The organism is Streptomyces palmae (genome assembly GCF_004684805.1).
In the GTDB taxonomy this organism is placed as follows: domain Bacteria; phylum Actinomycetota; class Actinomycetes; order Streptomycetales; family Streptomycetaceae; genus Streptomyces; species Streptomyces palmae.
The window spans coordinates 36,483-50,411 of record NZ_SRID01000007.1 but is presented as its reverse complement, the minus strand read 5'-3'; the positions used below and the strand labels follow the sequence as shown (position 1 = coordinate 50,411).

Annotated in this window: 13 protein-coding genes; 7 read left to right on the top strand and 6 right to left on the bottom strand. The window is 74.5% G+C overall.

All coding sequences use genetic code 11. The features are described 5' to 3' along the window. Both E4099_RS01900 and E4099_RS01895 read right to left on the bottom strand, forming a co-directional pair. Window positions 1-1,684: heavy metal translocating P-type ATPase (locus tag E4099_RS01900; RefSeq protein WP_135337117.1), on the bottom strand; the 1,684-nt coding region annotated here is incomplete at its 3' end. Then, a complete protein-coding gene (locus tag E4099_RS01895) occupies window positions 1,681-1,884 on the bottom strand; it encodes a hypothetical protein (protein ID WP_135337116.1) in 204 nt (67 codons plus the stop codon). The genes E4099_RS01895 and E4099_RS01900, both read right to left, overlap by 4 nt. Window positions 1,885-2,141: 257 nt before the next feature. Here E4099_RS01895 and E4099_RS35000 point away from each other — a divergent pair, with 257 nt between their 5' ends. Further along, on the top strand, window positions 2,142-2,735 hold the full coding sequence (locus E4099_RS35000; protein WP_342451899.1) for a cytochrome P450 family protein: 594 nt from the start codon (window positions 2,142-2,144) through the stop codon (window positions 2,733-2,735). Continuing rightward, window positions 2,665-3,312, top strand: coding sequence for a PIG-L deacetylase family protein (locus E4099_RS01885; RefSeq protein WP_342451898.1), 648 nt, complete (start codon window positions 2,665-2,667; stop codon window positions 3,310-3,312). The genes E4099_RS35000 and E4099_RS01885 overlap by 71 nt, the downstream gene beginning before the upstream one ends. A gap of 40 nt (window positions 3,313-3,352) precedes the next feature. Here E4099_RS01885 and E4099_RS01880 read toward each other — a convergent pair whose 3' ends face one another. Both E4099_RS01880 and E4099_RS01875 read right to left on the bottom strand, forming a co-directional pair. Then, the gene (locus E4099_RS01880; protein WP_135337114.1) at window positions 3,353-4,615 is read right to left on the bottom strand and encodes a PP2C family protein-serine/threonine phosphatase; all 1,263 of its coding nucleotides are present in this window, start codon (window positions 4,613-4,615) and stop codon (window positions 3,353-3,355) included. 140 nt (window positions 4,616-4,755) lie between these two features. After that, window positions 4,756-5,127 carry a hypothetical protein gene (locus E4099_RS01875; protein ID WP_135337113.1) on the bottom strand — a complete coding sequence of 124 codons (372 nt, stop codon included), beginning with the start codon at window positions 5,125-5,127 and terminating at the stop codon, window positions 4,756-4,758. 219 nt (window positions 5,128-5,346) lie between these two features. Between E4099_RS01875 and E4099_RS01870 the strand changes: the two genes are divergently transcribed. The 5 genes from E4099_RS01870 to fxsA all read left to right on the top strand — a co-directional run bounded on the left by E4099_RS01870 (window position 5,347) and on the right by fxsA (window position 11,907). Beyond that, window positions 5,347-5,787, top strand: a complete 441-nt coding sequence (locus tag E4099_RS01870; RefSeq protein WP_135337112.1) for an Lrp/AsnC family transcriptional regulator — start codon at window positions 5,347-5,349, stop codon at window positions 5,785-5,787. A 22-nt stretch (window positions 5,788-5,809) separates the two neighbouring features. After that, entirely contained in the window at window positions 5,810-7,468 is a 1,659-nt protein-coding gene (locus tag E4099_RS01865) for an amidohydrolase (protein WP_135337111.1), read from the top strand. A gap of 674 nt (window positions 7,469-8,142) precedes the next feature. Further along, window positions 8,143-9,978 carry an apolipoprotein N-acyltransferase gene (lnt, locus tag E4099_RS01860; protein ID WP_386390880.1) on the top strand — a complete coding sequence of 612 codons (1,836 nt, stop codon included), beginning with the start codon at window positions 8,143-8,145 and terminating at the stop codon, window positions 9,976-9,978. Between the two features lie 464 nt (window positions 9,979-10,442). After that, entirely contained in the window at window positions 10,443-11,186 is a 744-nt protein-coding gene (locus tag E4099_RS01855; protein WP_135337119.1) for a polyprenol monophosphomannose synthase, read from the top strand. Window positions 11,187-11,286: 100 nt separating this feature from the next. Beyond that, window positions 11,287-11,907, top strand: coding sequence for an FxsA family membrane protein (gene fxsA / locus E4099_RS01850; protein WP_135337110.1), 621 nt, complete (start codon window positions 11,287-11,289; stop codon window positions 11,905-11,907). Between the two features lie 342 nt (window positions 11,908-12,249). Here the strand turns inward: fxsA and E4099_RS01845 are convergent, their stop codons facing one another. Both E4099_RS01845 and yczE read right to left on the bottom strand, forming a co-directional pair. Further along, complete coding sequence (locus tag E4099_RS01845) at window positions 12,250-12,624, bottom strand: RNA polymerase-binding protein RbpA (RefSeq protein WP_135337109.1); 375 nt, start codon at window positions 12,622-12,624, stop codon at window positions 12,250-12,252. A 270-nt stretch (window positions 12,625-12,894) separates the two neighbouring features. Then, entirely contained in the window at window positions 12,895-13,572 is a 678-nt protein-coding gene (gene yczE / locus E4099_RS01840; protein ID WP_245244496.1) for a membrane protein YczE, read from the bottom strand. Window positions 13,573-13,929 lie beyond the last annotated feature (357 nt).

Here is a 13,929-nt window from a genome sequence, read left to right as displayed (position 1 = left end):
GGCGGGGAGAGCCGGCGAGGTCGGTGTCGGTGGGGCTGGTGAGTGAGGCGGGGTGAGTGCTGGTGGGGTCGATGGGGTCCGGGAGGCCGCCGGGGCCGTCCGGGCGGGTCATCGCCACCCGGTGGCCGGCCACCTCGCCGGTCACCCCCAGGCCCGCGGTAGCGGTGAAGCCCCGTACCCCCGGCAGTGCCGCCCCGTCCTGGGCCCGGCGCGCATAGCCGGCCACCGCCCGCCCCACCGGGTGCTCCGAGCCCTGCTCCACCGCGCCGGCCAGCCGCACCGCCTCGGCCGCGGCCAGCCCGTCCGGGCGCACCGTCACCGCCACCACGTCCAGCGCCCCGTGGGTGAGCGTGCCGGTCTTGTCCAGCACCACGGTGTCCACCCGGCGCAGACTCTCCAGCGCCTGCGGGCCGCGGACCAGGATGCCCAGCTGGGCGCCGCGCCCGGTGGCGGCCAGCAGCGCGGTGGGGGTGGCCAGCCCCAGCGCGCACGGGCAGGCCACCACCAGTACGGCCACCGCGGCCGTCACCGCCGCCTGCGGATCGCCGCCCGCCCCCAGCCAGAAGCCCAGCACGGTGACGGCCACCGCCAGCACGGCCGGCACGAACACCCCGGCGACCGCGTCGGCCAGCCGCTGCGCCCTGGCCTTGCCCGCCTGGGCCTCGGTGACCAGACGGGTGATCCGGGCCAGCTGGGTGTCGGCGCCGACCGCCTCGGCCCGTACCTCCAGCAGCCCGCCGGAGTTGACCGCGCCGCCCACCACCGCCGAACCGGGACCCACCTCGACCGGTGCGCTCTCCCCGGTGACCAGCGACAGGTCCAGCGCGGAGCTGCCGTCCACCACCATCCCGTCGGTGGCCACCCGTTCCCCGGGGCGCACCACGAACCGGTCGCCGATCCGCAGTTCCTCGATCGGCACCAGGCGTTCGGTGCCGTCGGCGTCCCGTACCGCGACCTCCTTGGCGGCCAGCCGGGCCAGCGCGCGCAGCGCCGAACCGGTGCCGTGCCGGGCCCGGGCCTCCAGCAGCCGCCCGGTCAGCACGAACAGCGGTACGCCGACCGCCGCCTCCAGATACACATGGGCGGTGCCGTCCGGGGCCGAGGGCAGCAGCGAGAACGGCATGGTCATGCCCGGTTCCCCGGCCCCGCCGAGGAACAGTGCGTACAGCGACCAGCCGAAGGACGCGATCACGCCCAGCGAGACCAGGGTGTCCATGGTCGCGCCGCCGTGCCGCAGCCCGCGCAGCGCCCGCTCGTGGAAGGGCCAGGACCCCCACACCGCGACCGGTGCGGCCAGCACCAGGCACAGCCACTGCCAGTTGCGGAACTGCAGCCCCGGCACCATGGACAGCGCCATGACCGGCACCGACAGCAGGGCCGTGACCAGCAGCCGCCGCCCTCCGACCGGCTCCGCCTCCGCCTCCGTCGGCGCCGGCTCCGCCTTCGCCGCCGGCGGGGCGGGCGGCTCGGCGGTGAAGCCCGCCGCCACGACCACCGCCACCAGCTCACTCACCGGCACGTCCGGCGGATGGCTCACCCGCGCCCGGCCGGTGGCCAGGTTGACGGTCGCGCTGACCCCGGGGATCCGGCCGAGCCGCTTCTCGATCCGCGCCACACACGCGGCACAGCTCATTCCGCCCACCACCAGCTCGGTGGTGGCGGCGGGTGCGGTGGGGGCGCTCATCGGCCGCCCTCCATCCCGTGCATGCCGCCCATGCCGCCGCCGTCGTCGGAGCCGTGGCCCGAGCCGCCACCCGTACGGTGCAGCCCGGGCGCCACCGGCCCGGCGGCCCGGCCCGCGGCGTAGGCGACGCCGAACATCGTGGCGAGCAGCAGAAGGAAGCCGGCCAGAACCACGGCCGGACTGTGCTGACGTGGGGTCATCACCGCTCCACAGAGAACCATCGGCGGGGTAGGGGGAGCGGTCATCGTGGCACGTCCTGGGCCCGGCATCGCGCCCGACAGCCCTGGTACGGCGCGTGAGGATTCTCCTCCCGCGGCCCGGGAACCAGCGGGTCACGGCGGCCGACTTCCTGATGATGGAACGCTTTTGGGGCGCGCGCCCCGCCCACCGATGTCGCCCTCCCGGGCGACCCGCCGCCCGGCCGCCTCCTGCTTCGCGGCCCGCTTCCCCTTTTTTGGTGCTCGCCGAGGTCATCGGCCTGCCGCCGCGGCTGGCCGCGGGGTTCCGCCGCGAATGGCGCAAGGTGGTGCAGCCGGTGGGGCCGCCGGACCCGGGCCGACCGCGGTACGAGGCGCTGCCGCACGGCCTCCAGGGCCATATCGCCGAGGTCGTCGCGGCCAAGACGGCCCAGCCCGCCGACGACCCGCTCGGTCGGCTGAACGCGGCCTGCCGGGCAGGCGAACTGACCCGCCAGGAACGGGACTCCGTCGTCTTCCAGCTCCTGGTGGCCGGCCAGGAGCCGGTCACCAGCCAGATCACCACCGCGCTGCTGACCCTCTTCCGGCACTCCGAGGCGCTGGACCGGCTGCGCGCAGAACCGCGCTTGCTGCCCCGGGCGGTGGCGATCGCCCGCGGCGCCTACGCTGCCCAGTGCGGATCATGGAGGAGGCCCGATGAGCACCGAACAGTTGACACCGATGCCCACCGACTGGCAGCGCGCCCTGGCGATCGTGGCGCACCCGGACGACCTGGAGTACGGGGTGTCCGCGGCCATCGCCCGCTGGACCGACGAGGGGCGTACGGTCGCCTATCTGCTGGCCACCGTCGGTGAGGCAGGCATCGACGGCATCGCCCCCGAGGAGTGCGGCCCGCTGCGCGCCCGGGAGCAGTGGGCCGCCGCCGCGGAGGTGGGCGTGGACTCGGTGGAGTTCCTGGACCATCGGGACGGCGTGATCGAGTACGGGATCGGGCTGCGCCGCGACTTCGCCGCCGCGATCCGCCGCCACCGGCCCGAGCTGGTGATCACCCTCAACCACCACGACACATGGGGCGGCGTCGCCTGGAACACCCCCGACCACCGGGCGGTGGGCCGGGCGGTACTGGACGCGGTGGGCGACGCCGGGAACCGCTGGATCTTCCCGGACCTCGCCGAGCAGGGCCTCGAACCGTGGAACGGGGTGCGCCATGTGGCGGTCGCCGGGTCCCCGCACCCCAGCCACGCGGTGGACGCGACGGCCGGTGCCGAGCGGGCCGTACGGTCCCTGCTGGCGCACCGCAGCTATATCGAGGCGCTCACCGACGAGGAGCCCGAGACGTACTGCCGCACCTTCCTGGAGGGCACCATGGCGGCGGCGGGCAAGCGGTTCGGCGGACGTCCGGCCGTCTCCTTCGAACTCTTCAGCCGCTGACCCCGGCCCAAGACCCCCGCGCCCGCGGCCCGTACCGCGCTCAGCGGCCCGCACCGCGCCGGAGCCGACCGGTCGGCCGGTGGCCCGGGTCCGCGCGGGTGCTGCCGGCGTCGCCGTCCGCGCCGGCGGTGGCGCCCGGGTCCGCGGTGGGGTCCGGGGCCGGGGCGGTCCGCTCCATGACCAGCGCCGCCGCGTCGTCCTGCAGCCGGCCCCCGGTGTGCAGCTCCAGGTCCTCCTGGAGCCGAGCCAGCAGTTCGGGGGTGGGCAGCCTCGCCCAGCCGCCCAGCCGGTCGGCCAGCGGATAGAACTCCCCGCCCGGCCCGCGCGCCTCGGTCACCCCGTCGGTGCAGGTGAACACCCGGGCGTCGGCCGGGACGGTGATGTGCTGGACGGCCCGCGGCCGGGACACCAGCTCCCCCAGGCCCAGCGGCAGCCCGGGCTCCTCCGGCTCCAGCTCGCGTACCGTGCCGTCCGACTGGATGAGGTAGGGGGCGAGGTGCCCGCAGGCCACGAAGGACAGCGGTACGGCCCGCTCGTCCGGGACGGCCGCCGTCTGGTCGACGCCGAACACCAGCGCGGTGACGAACCGCTCCCGGTCCAGCTCACCGCCCGCCGTCGACTCGGTGTCGCCCGCCGAGGAGCTGACGTAGCGGCGCAGCCCCTGCTCCATGGCGACCACCCCGCCCTCCAGGCCCCGCCGGTAGTACGCCGCCTCCCGGAACGCGGTGAGCACCGCCGCCCCGGCGCCCAGGGTGCGCAACCCCTTGCCCTGCACATCGCCGATGAGCACCCGGGTGCCGTACGGAGTCTCCACGACCTCGTAGATGTCGCCGCCGACCAGCGCGTCCTGCTGCGAGGAGACGTAGAAGCCGTCCACGGTGACGTCATGGCTGCGCAGGGGCAGCTGCCGCAGCAGGGCGCGCTGCGCCGCCTCGCCGGTGACCAGCAGCCGGTGCAGCAGACCGTCCCGCTCGCGCATCAGCCAGGCCACCATGATGCTGGCGCCCGCCAGCAGGGCGTTGCCCACCACGGTCGAGATCCGGTTGACGTTGTGCGGGTCGTCCGGGACCCAGCCGCTGAGGACCACGACCGCCAGGAAGTCCACCGCGGCGATGATCACGGCCTGCCGGAAGCTGCACAGCGCGGCGGCCACCAGGGGGGCCATCGCCGCGTAGGCGTCGAGCCGGAAGTACTGGGGGGTGATCCGGTCGACGAGGATGACCAGCGCGATGTACCCGAACAGGGCGATGAAGATGCCGTTCGAGAACGAGCGGGCATGGGCCCTGAAAGGCACAGTGCGCACCTCCGCTCCGGCTGCGGGGGACACTGTTCAGGCTCGCACGCCCGCGGGCCCGCGGCTACCCGGTACGGCCCGGCCCGGGCAGCCCTGGGGCCGGGTCCGGCGGCGGACCCGGTCAGTGGGTGTCGGCTGGTGCGGCGGCGCTAGGTGCGGGACCGCATGCCCGGCACCCGCATCGGGCGCGAGCCGGGGCCGCCGATGTGCGAGAACGGCTGGGTACGCCAGTCCAGGCTCTCCGGCAGCGTCAGCAGCAGCGCCGCGTCCTGCTCCTGGGCGCCGGGGAGGTCGTCCGCGGGCGCGGCGTCCGCCGCCGCGCGGCCCGTACCGGGGCACACGGTGAGACCGAACGGGTTCCACGGGGAGGGGCACAGCGCGTGCTCCGGCAGCACGTCCTCGTCCGCCAGCAGGGCCAGCGGCCGTGCGCAGTCCGGGCAGACGACCCGGAAGATCTCGTAGGTCTCGTACGTTTCGTAGGTGTCGGTGTCGCCTTCGTCGAGGCGCTCAGGATTGGGCATGTCGTTCTCCCCCTCGGGTGGGCCGGGAGGCACGGCGGCCTCGACCACAGCAAGCATTTCCCCTGGCGACCGCCGGGTAATCGCGGCGCTCCGGTGGACACCGGCCGGTGGATGTGTCATTGGTCACATGCCGGGCGCAGGTGCGCGGTGGCGCATGCCCGTGCCCCCGGTGCGCTCCGGCTGTGCTCCGCCCGCCCCGACCCCCTAAGGTGATCGGCTGTGGAGGAGCTCGACAGACAGATCGTGGAACTGCTCGTCAAGGACGGGCGGATGAGCTACACCGACCTGGGCAAGGCCACCGGCCTGTCCACCTCGGCGGTCCATCAGCGCGTGCGGCGCCTGGAGCAGCGGGGTGTGATCCGCGGCTACGCGGCGGTGGTGGACCCGGAGGCCGTCGGGCTGCCCCTCACCGCCTTCATCTCGGTCAAACCCTTCGACCCCAGCGCCCCCGACGACATCGCGGACCGGCTCGCCGGGGTCGCGGAGATCGAGGCCTGCCACAGCGTCGCCGGCGAGGAGAACTACATCCTCAAGGTGCGGGTGGCCACCCCGCTGGAACTGGAGCACCTGCTCAGCCGGATCCGCTCGCTGGCCGGGGTGTCCACGCGCACCACCGTGGTCCTCTCCACCCCGTACGAGGCCCGCCCGCCGCAGGTCTGAGTCCGCAGGCGACACTGGACCCATGACCGATCGCACAGCCCCCGCCGCCTCCAGCGCCCAGGCGGCGGACGACGACAGCCGACGCACCGTACTCCTGCGCGGCGGCGAGGTGCACAGCCCCGCCGACCCGTTCGCCACCGCGATGATCGTGGAGCGCGGCACCATCGCCTGGGTGGGTTCCGAGGGCGCGGCGGACGGCTTCGCGGACGGCGTGGACGAGGTCGTCGACCTGGACGGCGCACTGGTCACCCCGGCGTTCACAGATGCGCATGTGCACACCACGTCCACCGGTCTCACCCTCACCGGCCTGGACCTCACCGGTGCCGAGAGCCTGCCCGAGGCGCTGGAGCTGATCCGCGCGCACGCCGCCGCCCGCCCCACCGAACCGGTGCTGCTGGGCCACGGCTGGGACGCCACCCGCTGGCCCGAGCAGCGGCCCCCGACCCGTGCTGAGCTGGACCGGGCCGCCGGCGGCCGGCCGCTCTACCTCTCCCGCGTCGATGTGCACTCCGCCGTCGTCACCACCGCGCTGCTGGACCTGGTGCCCGGTGTCGCGCAGCGCTCCGGCTTCCACCCGGACGGGCCGCTGACCACCGCGGCCCATCACGCGGTGCGCGCCGTGGCGTTCGCAGGTGTGAGCCCCGCACAGCGCGCCGAGGCGCAGCGCACCGCGCTGGCGCACGCCGCCTCGCTGGGCATCGGCTCGATCCACGAGTGCGGCGGCCCGGACATCTCCAGCGAGGACGACTTCACCGGGCTGCTGGAGCTCGCCGCGCGGATCCCCGGGCCGCGGGTGGTCGGCTATTGGGCCGAGGCCGTCACCGGCACCGAGGACCTGAAGAAGGTGCGCGAACTCGGCGCGGTGGGCGCCGCCGGCGACCTGTTCGTGGACGGCGCGCTGGGCTCGCACACCGCCTGCCTGCTCGAGCCCTACGCCGACGCCGCGCACACCGGGGCCGCCTACCTGGACGCCGCGGCGGTCGCCGCACACGTCACCGCCTGCACCCGGGCCGGGATGCAGGCCGGATTCCACGCCATCGGGGACGCCGCGGTGAGCACCGTGGTGGAGGGCGTCCGGGCCGCCGCCGAGGAACTGGGCCTGGAGCGCGTCCGAGCCGCCCGGCACCGGGTGGAGCACGCCGAGATGCTCAGCCCCGAGCTGGTGGCCGCCTTCGCCGAACTCGCCCTGACCGCCTCGGTGCAGCCCGCCTTCGACGCCGCCTGGGGCGGCACCGAGGGCATGTACGCCACCCGGCTCGGCGCGGACCGCGCCCGCACCCTGAACCCCTTCGCCGCCATGCTGCGGGCCGGCGTCCCGCTCGCCCTGGGCTCGGACAGCCCGGTCACCCCGCTCGACCCCTGGGGCACCGTACGGGCCGCGGCCTTCCACCGGACCCCCGAGCACCGGATCTCGGTACGGGCCGCCTTCACCGCCCACACCCGCGGCGGCTGGCGCGCCATCGGCCGGGACGACGCGGGCGTGCTGGTGCCCGGCGCCCCCGCCGACTACGCGGTCTGGCGGACCGGCGAGCTGGTGGTGCAGGTCCCCGACACCCGGGTCGCCAACTGGTCCACCGACCCCCGCTCCGGCACCCCCGGGCTGCCCGACCTCACCCCCGGCACCGAACTCCCGGTCTGCCTGCGGACCGTGGTCGGCGGACGCACGGTGTACGAGGCGTAGGCCGCAAGGGTGACCCGCCACCGCGCACGTACCCCCGAACGATGTGCCCTTCGCGCGGGGTGACGGCTGAACACTGTCCGTACTGACCTGCTCATTTGGGGAAACCGTGCAGGTCGTGCCGGTGTTGACAGACAGCGGGCGGCGGCCGGTAGGTTCGGCCGGGTCCACCACAGGACGTCCGACCGGAGAATCTCCACGCAGTCGTCGAACGCCGCTGGGCCACGGGGCGGTGTACCCCGCAGGTACGCCGCCACTGCGAGCCAGGTCCAGCGCACGGGGGCGAGGGAGGGATCGCCGGGTCGGCAGGTGCGACCCGGGTCGGGCCCGGACGCTCAGTAGACAACGGCTTGTCGGACCCGCAGCCAGCGGGCCCCAGGTCGGCCCGAAGGGCGCCGGGCCCCGATCCGCAGTCCGAGCCGCCACGAGCGGCTGAGACCGGCCGTGCCGCTCCGTCTCTCCCGACGGCTCGGCTGCCGCGAGACGCCGCCCGGGGCCTTCCTCGACGGCCTGCTCGCCGCGGGGCGGCGCCCGGGGCGGTCCCCCGACCAAGCCGGCCCCACAGGACGTCACGTAGCCTCTCGCACCCCTCCACCCGTCACCTCGGGGCCACCTCCCCCATTTGGCGTTGTACCGTCACCTCACCACCCGACGACCTGCTAGGGAACGCCGTGACCGTGCCACCCGGATCCGAGACCACCGCCGCGTCGGCTGCCGGCCGCCCGGCAGCCGAGGAGCCCGAGGAGCCGCGCGACGCGGGGGACCCTCCCCTGGAGGCCCCTTCGGACGAAGCCCAGGGGAAGGCAGAGCGGGAATCCGGGCAGGCCGACGGCCCCGCGACGGCCTCCGCGCCCGACGCGGAACCGCCCCCGAAGGACGACCGGCCCGACGAATCCCCGCCGGGCGGGACCGGGCAGCGGGACGGCTCCGCGCCGCCCACCCGGCGGGAGCGCCTGGCCGGGTTCGCGCGCCGCGAGTGGCGGCGCAGCGCACTGGCCGCCGTCTCCGGGGTCGCGCTCGGCCTCGCCTTCCCGCCCTACGGCCTGTGGCCGCTCTCGCTGGCCTCGGTCGCCGCGCTGAGCCTGCTGACCCGGGGCCGCACCGCCCGCCAGGGCGCCTTCACCGGCTTCGTGTTCGGGGTGCCGTTCCTGATCGTGCTGCTGAAGTGGCTGCATGTGGTGGGCTGGGACGCGGTGGTCGGCCTGTCGCTGATCGAGGCCCTGTTCCTGGTGCCGATGGGTGCCGGGCTGGCGCTCACCTCCCGGCTGCCGGCCTGGCCGCTGTGGGCCGCCTGCCTCTGGGTGGCACAGGAGTGGGCCCGGGACCGGACGCCGTTCGGCGGCTTCCCCTGGGGGCGGCTGGCCTTCGCCAACACCGGCTCGCCGTACACCCCGCTGGCCGCGCTCGGCGGCGCCCCGCTGGTCAGCTTCGCGGTGGCGCTCACCGGCGCGCTGCTGGCCGCCCTGGTCCTGGTGGCCTGGCGGGCGCGGGAGGCCGGGCAGCGGGGTCGGCGCGCGGTGCTGACGGCCCTCGCGGCGGGGGTGCTGGCCGCCGCGGTGACCGGCGCCGGATACGCCGTGCCGGTGCCCACCAAGGCCGCGGACACCGTCTCCATCGCCATCGTGCAGGGCAATGTGCAAAAGCCCGGCATGGACTTCCTGGGCCGCCCGCTGAAGATCCTCAACAACCATGTGGAGGCCACCCTCAAGCTGGCCAGGGACGTCAAGGAGGGCCGCAAGCCCCGTCCCGACCTGGTCATCTGGCCGGAGAACGCCTCGGACCTGGACCCGTTCAAGTACCGCGAGGCGTACGCGCGGATCGACGAGGCGGTCAAGGCGATCGGCGTGCCGGTACTGGTCGGAGCGCTCGTGGACCACCCCACCAAGCCCGGCTACGTGAAGAACCAGGGCATCGTCTGGGATCCGGTCACCGGCCCCGGCGCCTCCTACACCAAGCAGCACCCGGTACCGTTCGGCGAGTACGTGCCGTTCAGGGCCGAACTGAGCAAGCTGATCACCCGACTCCAGCGGGTGCCCCGCGACTTCTACCCGGGGGACCACACCGGTGTGCTCCAGGTCGGGCCGGCCAAGCTGGGCGATGTGATCTGCTTCGAGGTGGCCTATGACGACATCGTCCGGGACACCGTCAACGCCGGCGCCCGCATGCTGGTGGTGCAGACCAACAACGCCACCTACGGCCGGACGGGACAGCCCGAGCAGCAGTTGGTGATGTCCAAGCTGCGCGCCATCGAGCACGGCCGGGCGGTGGTCACCGCGGCGCCCAGCGGCATCAGCGCGGTGGTCGGGCCGGACGGTACCGTCCAGCAGCGGACCAAGGAGTTCACCCAGGACGTGCTCACCGCGCGCATCCCTCTGCGTGACGGGACCACCCTGGCGGACCGCGTCGGCGCCACGCCCGAGTGGGTGCTCGCTATGGTGGGCGTTCTGTCCTGCGCGGCCGCGATCGTGATCGGCCGGCGAGGGCGAACGGACGAGAAGGGGCAGCATCCGTGAGCGACGCACGCGAGGCCGACGGGCCGCGCCGCAGCACGAACCGCGAGGAACCGCATCCCGAGCGGGAGCGCGACCACCAGGGCACGGCCGAGGAGCCGACCGAGGCCGCGGCAGGGGAGACGCCGGCCGAGGGCCCGGTGGGGGAGGCCGCGGAGCCGCAGAAGCGGGCCGGGGACCAGGCCGAGGAAGCCGCGGAGCCGGAGAAGCCGGTCGGGGACCAGGCCGAGGAGGCCGCGGAGCCGCGGAAGCCGGTCGAGGACCAGGCCGAGGAGGCCGCGGAGCCGGAGAAGCCGGTCGGGGACCAGGCCGAGGAGGCCGCGGAGCCGCGGAAGCGGGCCGGGGACCAGGCCGAGGAAGCCGCGGAGCCGGAGCAGCCGGCCCCGGCAGGGGCGGCGGCGGAACGCGGGACCCGGGCCGAGGCCCCGGCCGCGCAGACCGAGGGCCGGAAGCGGACCTTCGGTCCGCTGGGCACCACCCTGGTGATCATCCCGACCTACAACGAGGCCGAGAACATCGAGCCGATCGTCGCCCGGGTGCGGTCCGCCGTGCCGGAGGCGCATGTGCTGGTCGCGGACGACAACAGCCCGGACGGAACCGGCAAGATCGCCGACAAGCTCGCCGCGGAGGACGATCACGTCCAGGTGCTCCACCGCAAGGGCAAGGAGGGCCTGGGCGCCGCCTACCTCGCCGGCTTCCGCTGGGGCATCGAGCACGGCTACGGCGTCCTGGTGGAGATGGACGCGGACGGCTCCCACCAGCCCGAGGAACTGCCGCGGCTGCTCACCGCACTGAAGAACGCCGACCTGGTGCTCGGCTCCCGCTGGGTGCCCGGCGGCCGGGTGGTCAACTGGCCCAAGTTCCGGGAGTTCATCTCGCGCGGCGGCAGCACCTACTCGCGGCTGCTGCTGGACCTCCCGCTGCGGGACATCACCGGCGGCTACCGCGCCTTCCGCCGGGAGACGCTGGAGGGGCTCGGCATGGACGACGTGGCCTCCCAGGGCTACTGCTTCCAGGTCGATCTGGCCTGGCGGGCGATGAAGGCCGGGTTCCATGTCGTGGAGGTGCCCATCACCTTCGTCGAGCGGGAGCGCGGCGACAGCAAGATGAGCCGGGACATCCTCGCCGAGGCGCTGTGGCGGGTGACCTCCTGGGGCGTGGGAACCCGGGTCAACCGGGTGCTGCACCGCAAGCCGGACCAGGGTCGCTGATCGGCCCCGGCGGATCGGCGGCGGAGCCGGGCGCGGGGCGCCGTGCGGCGGTGCCCGCCCTGGTGCGCGGTCGCCCCACCGGCCCAGGCACACTGGGGGCATGACGACCGGCGCATCGCATCCGACGGATTCGCCCCGGGGCTCGGTCCAGGGGGATCCCCGCCGCCCCGGGCGCTCCCGTGCCCGCAGCTTTCTGCCGCTGGGCCTGGCTCTCTGGCTGGTGCTGGAGATCTGGCTGCTGATCCTGGTGGGGGAGGCGGCGGGCGGGTTCACCGTCTTCCTGCTGCTGGTCGCCGGGGTGGTGCTGGGCGCGATCGTGATCAAGCGAGCGGGCCGGCGGGCCTGGCAGTCCCTCACCGGAGCCTTCCAGCCCGGCGCGACCGGCCCCGGAGCCCGGCGGGCCGAGACGGGCGGTGGCAACGCCCTGCCGATGCTGGGCGGGCTGCTGCTGATGCTGCCCGGGCTGCTCTCCGACGTGGTCGGGCTGCTGTGCCTCTTCCCGCCCACCGGCAACCTGCTCCGCCGCCGACTGGAGCGCTCGCTGGAGCGCAAGGTGCGCATGGCGGCCCCGGGCGGCATGGGGGAGGCGTTCCAGCAGGCGCGGATGCGCCGGCCGGACGGCAAGGTGGTCCAGGGCGAGGTCATCCGGGACCGCGCGGACGGCGGCTCGGCGGCGGACGCCGACCGGCCGCGCCGCGAGGACCCGCCGCTGCCCCGCTGACGGCCGGCGATCCGCCGAACCGGCCCGGGACGGCAGCACGCGGCGCCCTCAGGGGCCGCGCAAGGTCAGTGGGACCCTGGGACCCCGGGACGCCGCGGCGCCGGGGCGGACCTGGAGACGAGTGACGCCCGGCCCCGCGGACACCGAGGGGCCCGGCGGCATCCCTCAACGGCCAGGCGAGACGCGCGACGCCAGGCGGCGGGGGCCGGACCGCCCCGTGCGTGATGGCCCCAGGCGGAGTCCGCAGACGCGCGGACGGCCCCAGGTGGGAGTCCGCGGACACGCAAGGGCTGGGGCCGCTGCGATGCAGCGGCCCCAGCCCTTGGTATGCGCGTGCTGCCGTCAGGCAGACTTGCGGGTGTCGCGCGGGTGCACGGCGATGTTCATGGCGCCGGAGCGCAGGACCGCCAGCCGCTCGGCCAGCACCTCCTCCAGCTCCTCACGGGTACGCCGCTCCATGAGCATGTCCCAGTGCGTACGCGCGGGCTTCCCCTTCTTCTCCTCGGGGCCGTCCCCGTCCACCAGGAGCGCGGTGGCGCCGCACGCCTTGCACTCCCACTCCGGCGGAATCTCCGCCTCTACCGAGAACGGCATCTCGAATCGATGGCCGTTCGGGCATGCGTACTCCACCGCCTGGCGCGGGGCCAGATCGATGCCGCGGTCGGTCTCGTAGCTGGTCACCACGAGTCGCGTGCCGCGGAGAGCTCGCTCACTCATGAATCGTGCCTCCCGGGCTTGTCGCCCACAGGACAGGTGTCGCTGTCGTCGTCATCCGGTCAACGTCCGGTCGGCGATGAGAATTCCCGTATCGGAATGTGGCGCTGTGTGCCACTGCCTACCTTCGTGCCGCCCCGTTGTTCTACCCACAGGCGCCCGGTTTGTCACATCTGGCAGCAGATGTCACCCAGTGTTTCCAGCGCTTTAGCGCGCAGTAACGGTCCGCCTAGTGGACCAAGGGCGTACACTACCGCCCCACGCCGTCAAGCTCTAAATCCGGTCGACCGCGGACCCCTCGGAGTCCGGATCGTTCCCTCCGCTTCCGGCGCCCGCGGTGGGCGTCCCGGTGTCGGCGGCCCCCTCGGCAGGCCCCTGCGGCGCGGTGGTCCCCGTGCCCCGGGCCACCACGGTGGAGCCGCGCTCCGGCAGGCCCGGGATGTCGAAGATCCGCAGGAAGAACTGCGACAGCGGTCCGATCGCCACCGCGTACAGCACCGTCCCCACCCCGATCGAGCCGCCCAGCAGGAATCCGGTCGCCAGCACCGTGAGCTCGATGCCGGTGCGCACCAGCCGGATCGACCGGCCGCTGCGCCGGTGCAGCCCGGTCGTCAACCCGTCCCGCGGGCCGGGCCCGAAGCGCGCCGAGATGTACAGGCCGGTGGCCACGCCATTGAGCACGATCGACGCCAGCAGCAGCGGAATCCGGACCGCCAGCGCGTCCGGCTGCGGCATCAGCCACAGTGTGCCGTCCGCCACCAGGCCGATCACCAGCACGTTCGACACCGTGCCCAGGCCCGGTCGCTGCCGCAGCGGGATCCACAGCAGCAGGACCACCACCCCCACCAGGATGGTCACCGTGCCGAACGACAGCGAGGTGCGCTCGGCCACACCCTGGTGGAAGGTGTCCCACGGGTCCAGGCCGAGGGTCGCGCGCACCTGCATCGCCATGCTCGCCCCGTACAGCGCCAGTCCCACGTAGAGGTGCACCAGGCGCCGGGGGAGCCGCCGGCCCCGGCGGGGCCCGTCGGCGCCGGCTCCTCCCGACGCCGACGCCGACGCCGACGCCTGGGCCGCCTCGGTCGTCTCGCCGGCCTCGGAGGAGTCGCCCGCGTCGCCGGCGCGGGACGGGCGCGATGTGCCCCGTGAGGGGCGCGAGGGGAGTATGGACAACGAAGGACTCCTCGAATGTGGCTCGGATGTGGCGTGGCGGACAGGGCCGGTTGAACACCGTGATTGTCAGCATGACAATCTGAACCCCAAGAGACCAGTCCAGTTCCATGGCCAATTCCAGGAAGGTGGACCGCA

Excerpts from the sequence above, each read along its gene's own strand:
- fxsA (WP_135337110.1), top strand. The coding sequence starts at position 11,287 with ATGACGACCGGCGCATCGCATCCGACGGATTCGCCCCGGGGCTCGGTC.
- E4099_RS01895 (WP_135337116.1), bottom strand. The coding sequence starts at position 1,884 with ATGACCCCACGTCAGCACAGTCCGGCCGTGGTTCTGGCCGGCTTCCTT.
- yczE (WP_245244496.1), bottom strand. The coding sequence starts at position 13,572 with ATGGCGATGCAGGTGCGCGCGACCCTCGGCCTGGACCCGTGGGACACC.
- E4099_RS01865 (WP_135337111.1), top strand. The coding sequence starts at position 5,810 with ATGACCGATCGCACAGCCCCCGCCGCCTCCAGCGCCCAGGCGGCGGAC.
- E4099_RS01845 (WP_135337109.1), bottom strand. The coding sequence starts at position 12,624 with ATGAGTGAGCGAGCTCTCCGCGGCACGCGACTCGTGGTGACCAGCTAC.
- E4099_RS01875 (WP_135337113.1), bottom strand. The coding sequence starts at position 5,127 with ATGCCCAATCCTGAGCGCCTCGACGAAGGCGACACCGACACCTACGAA.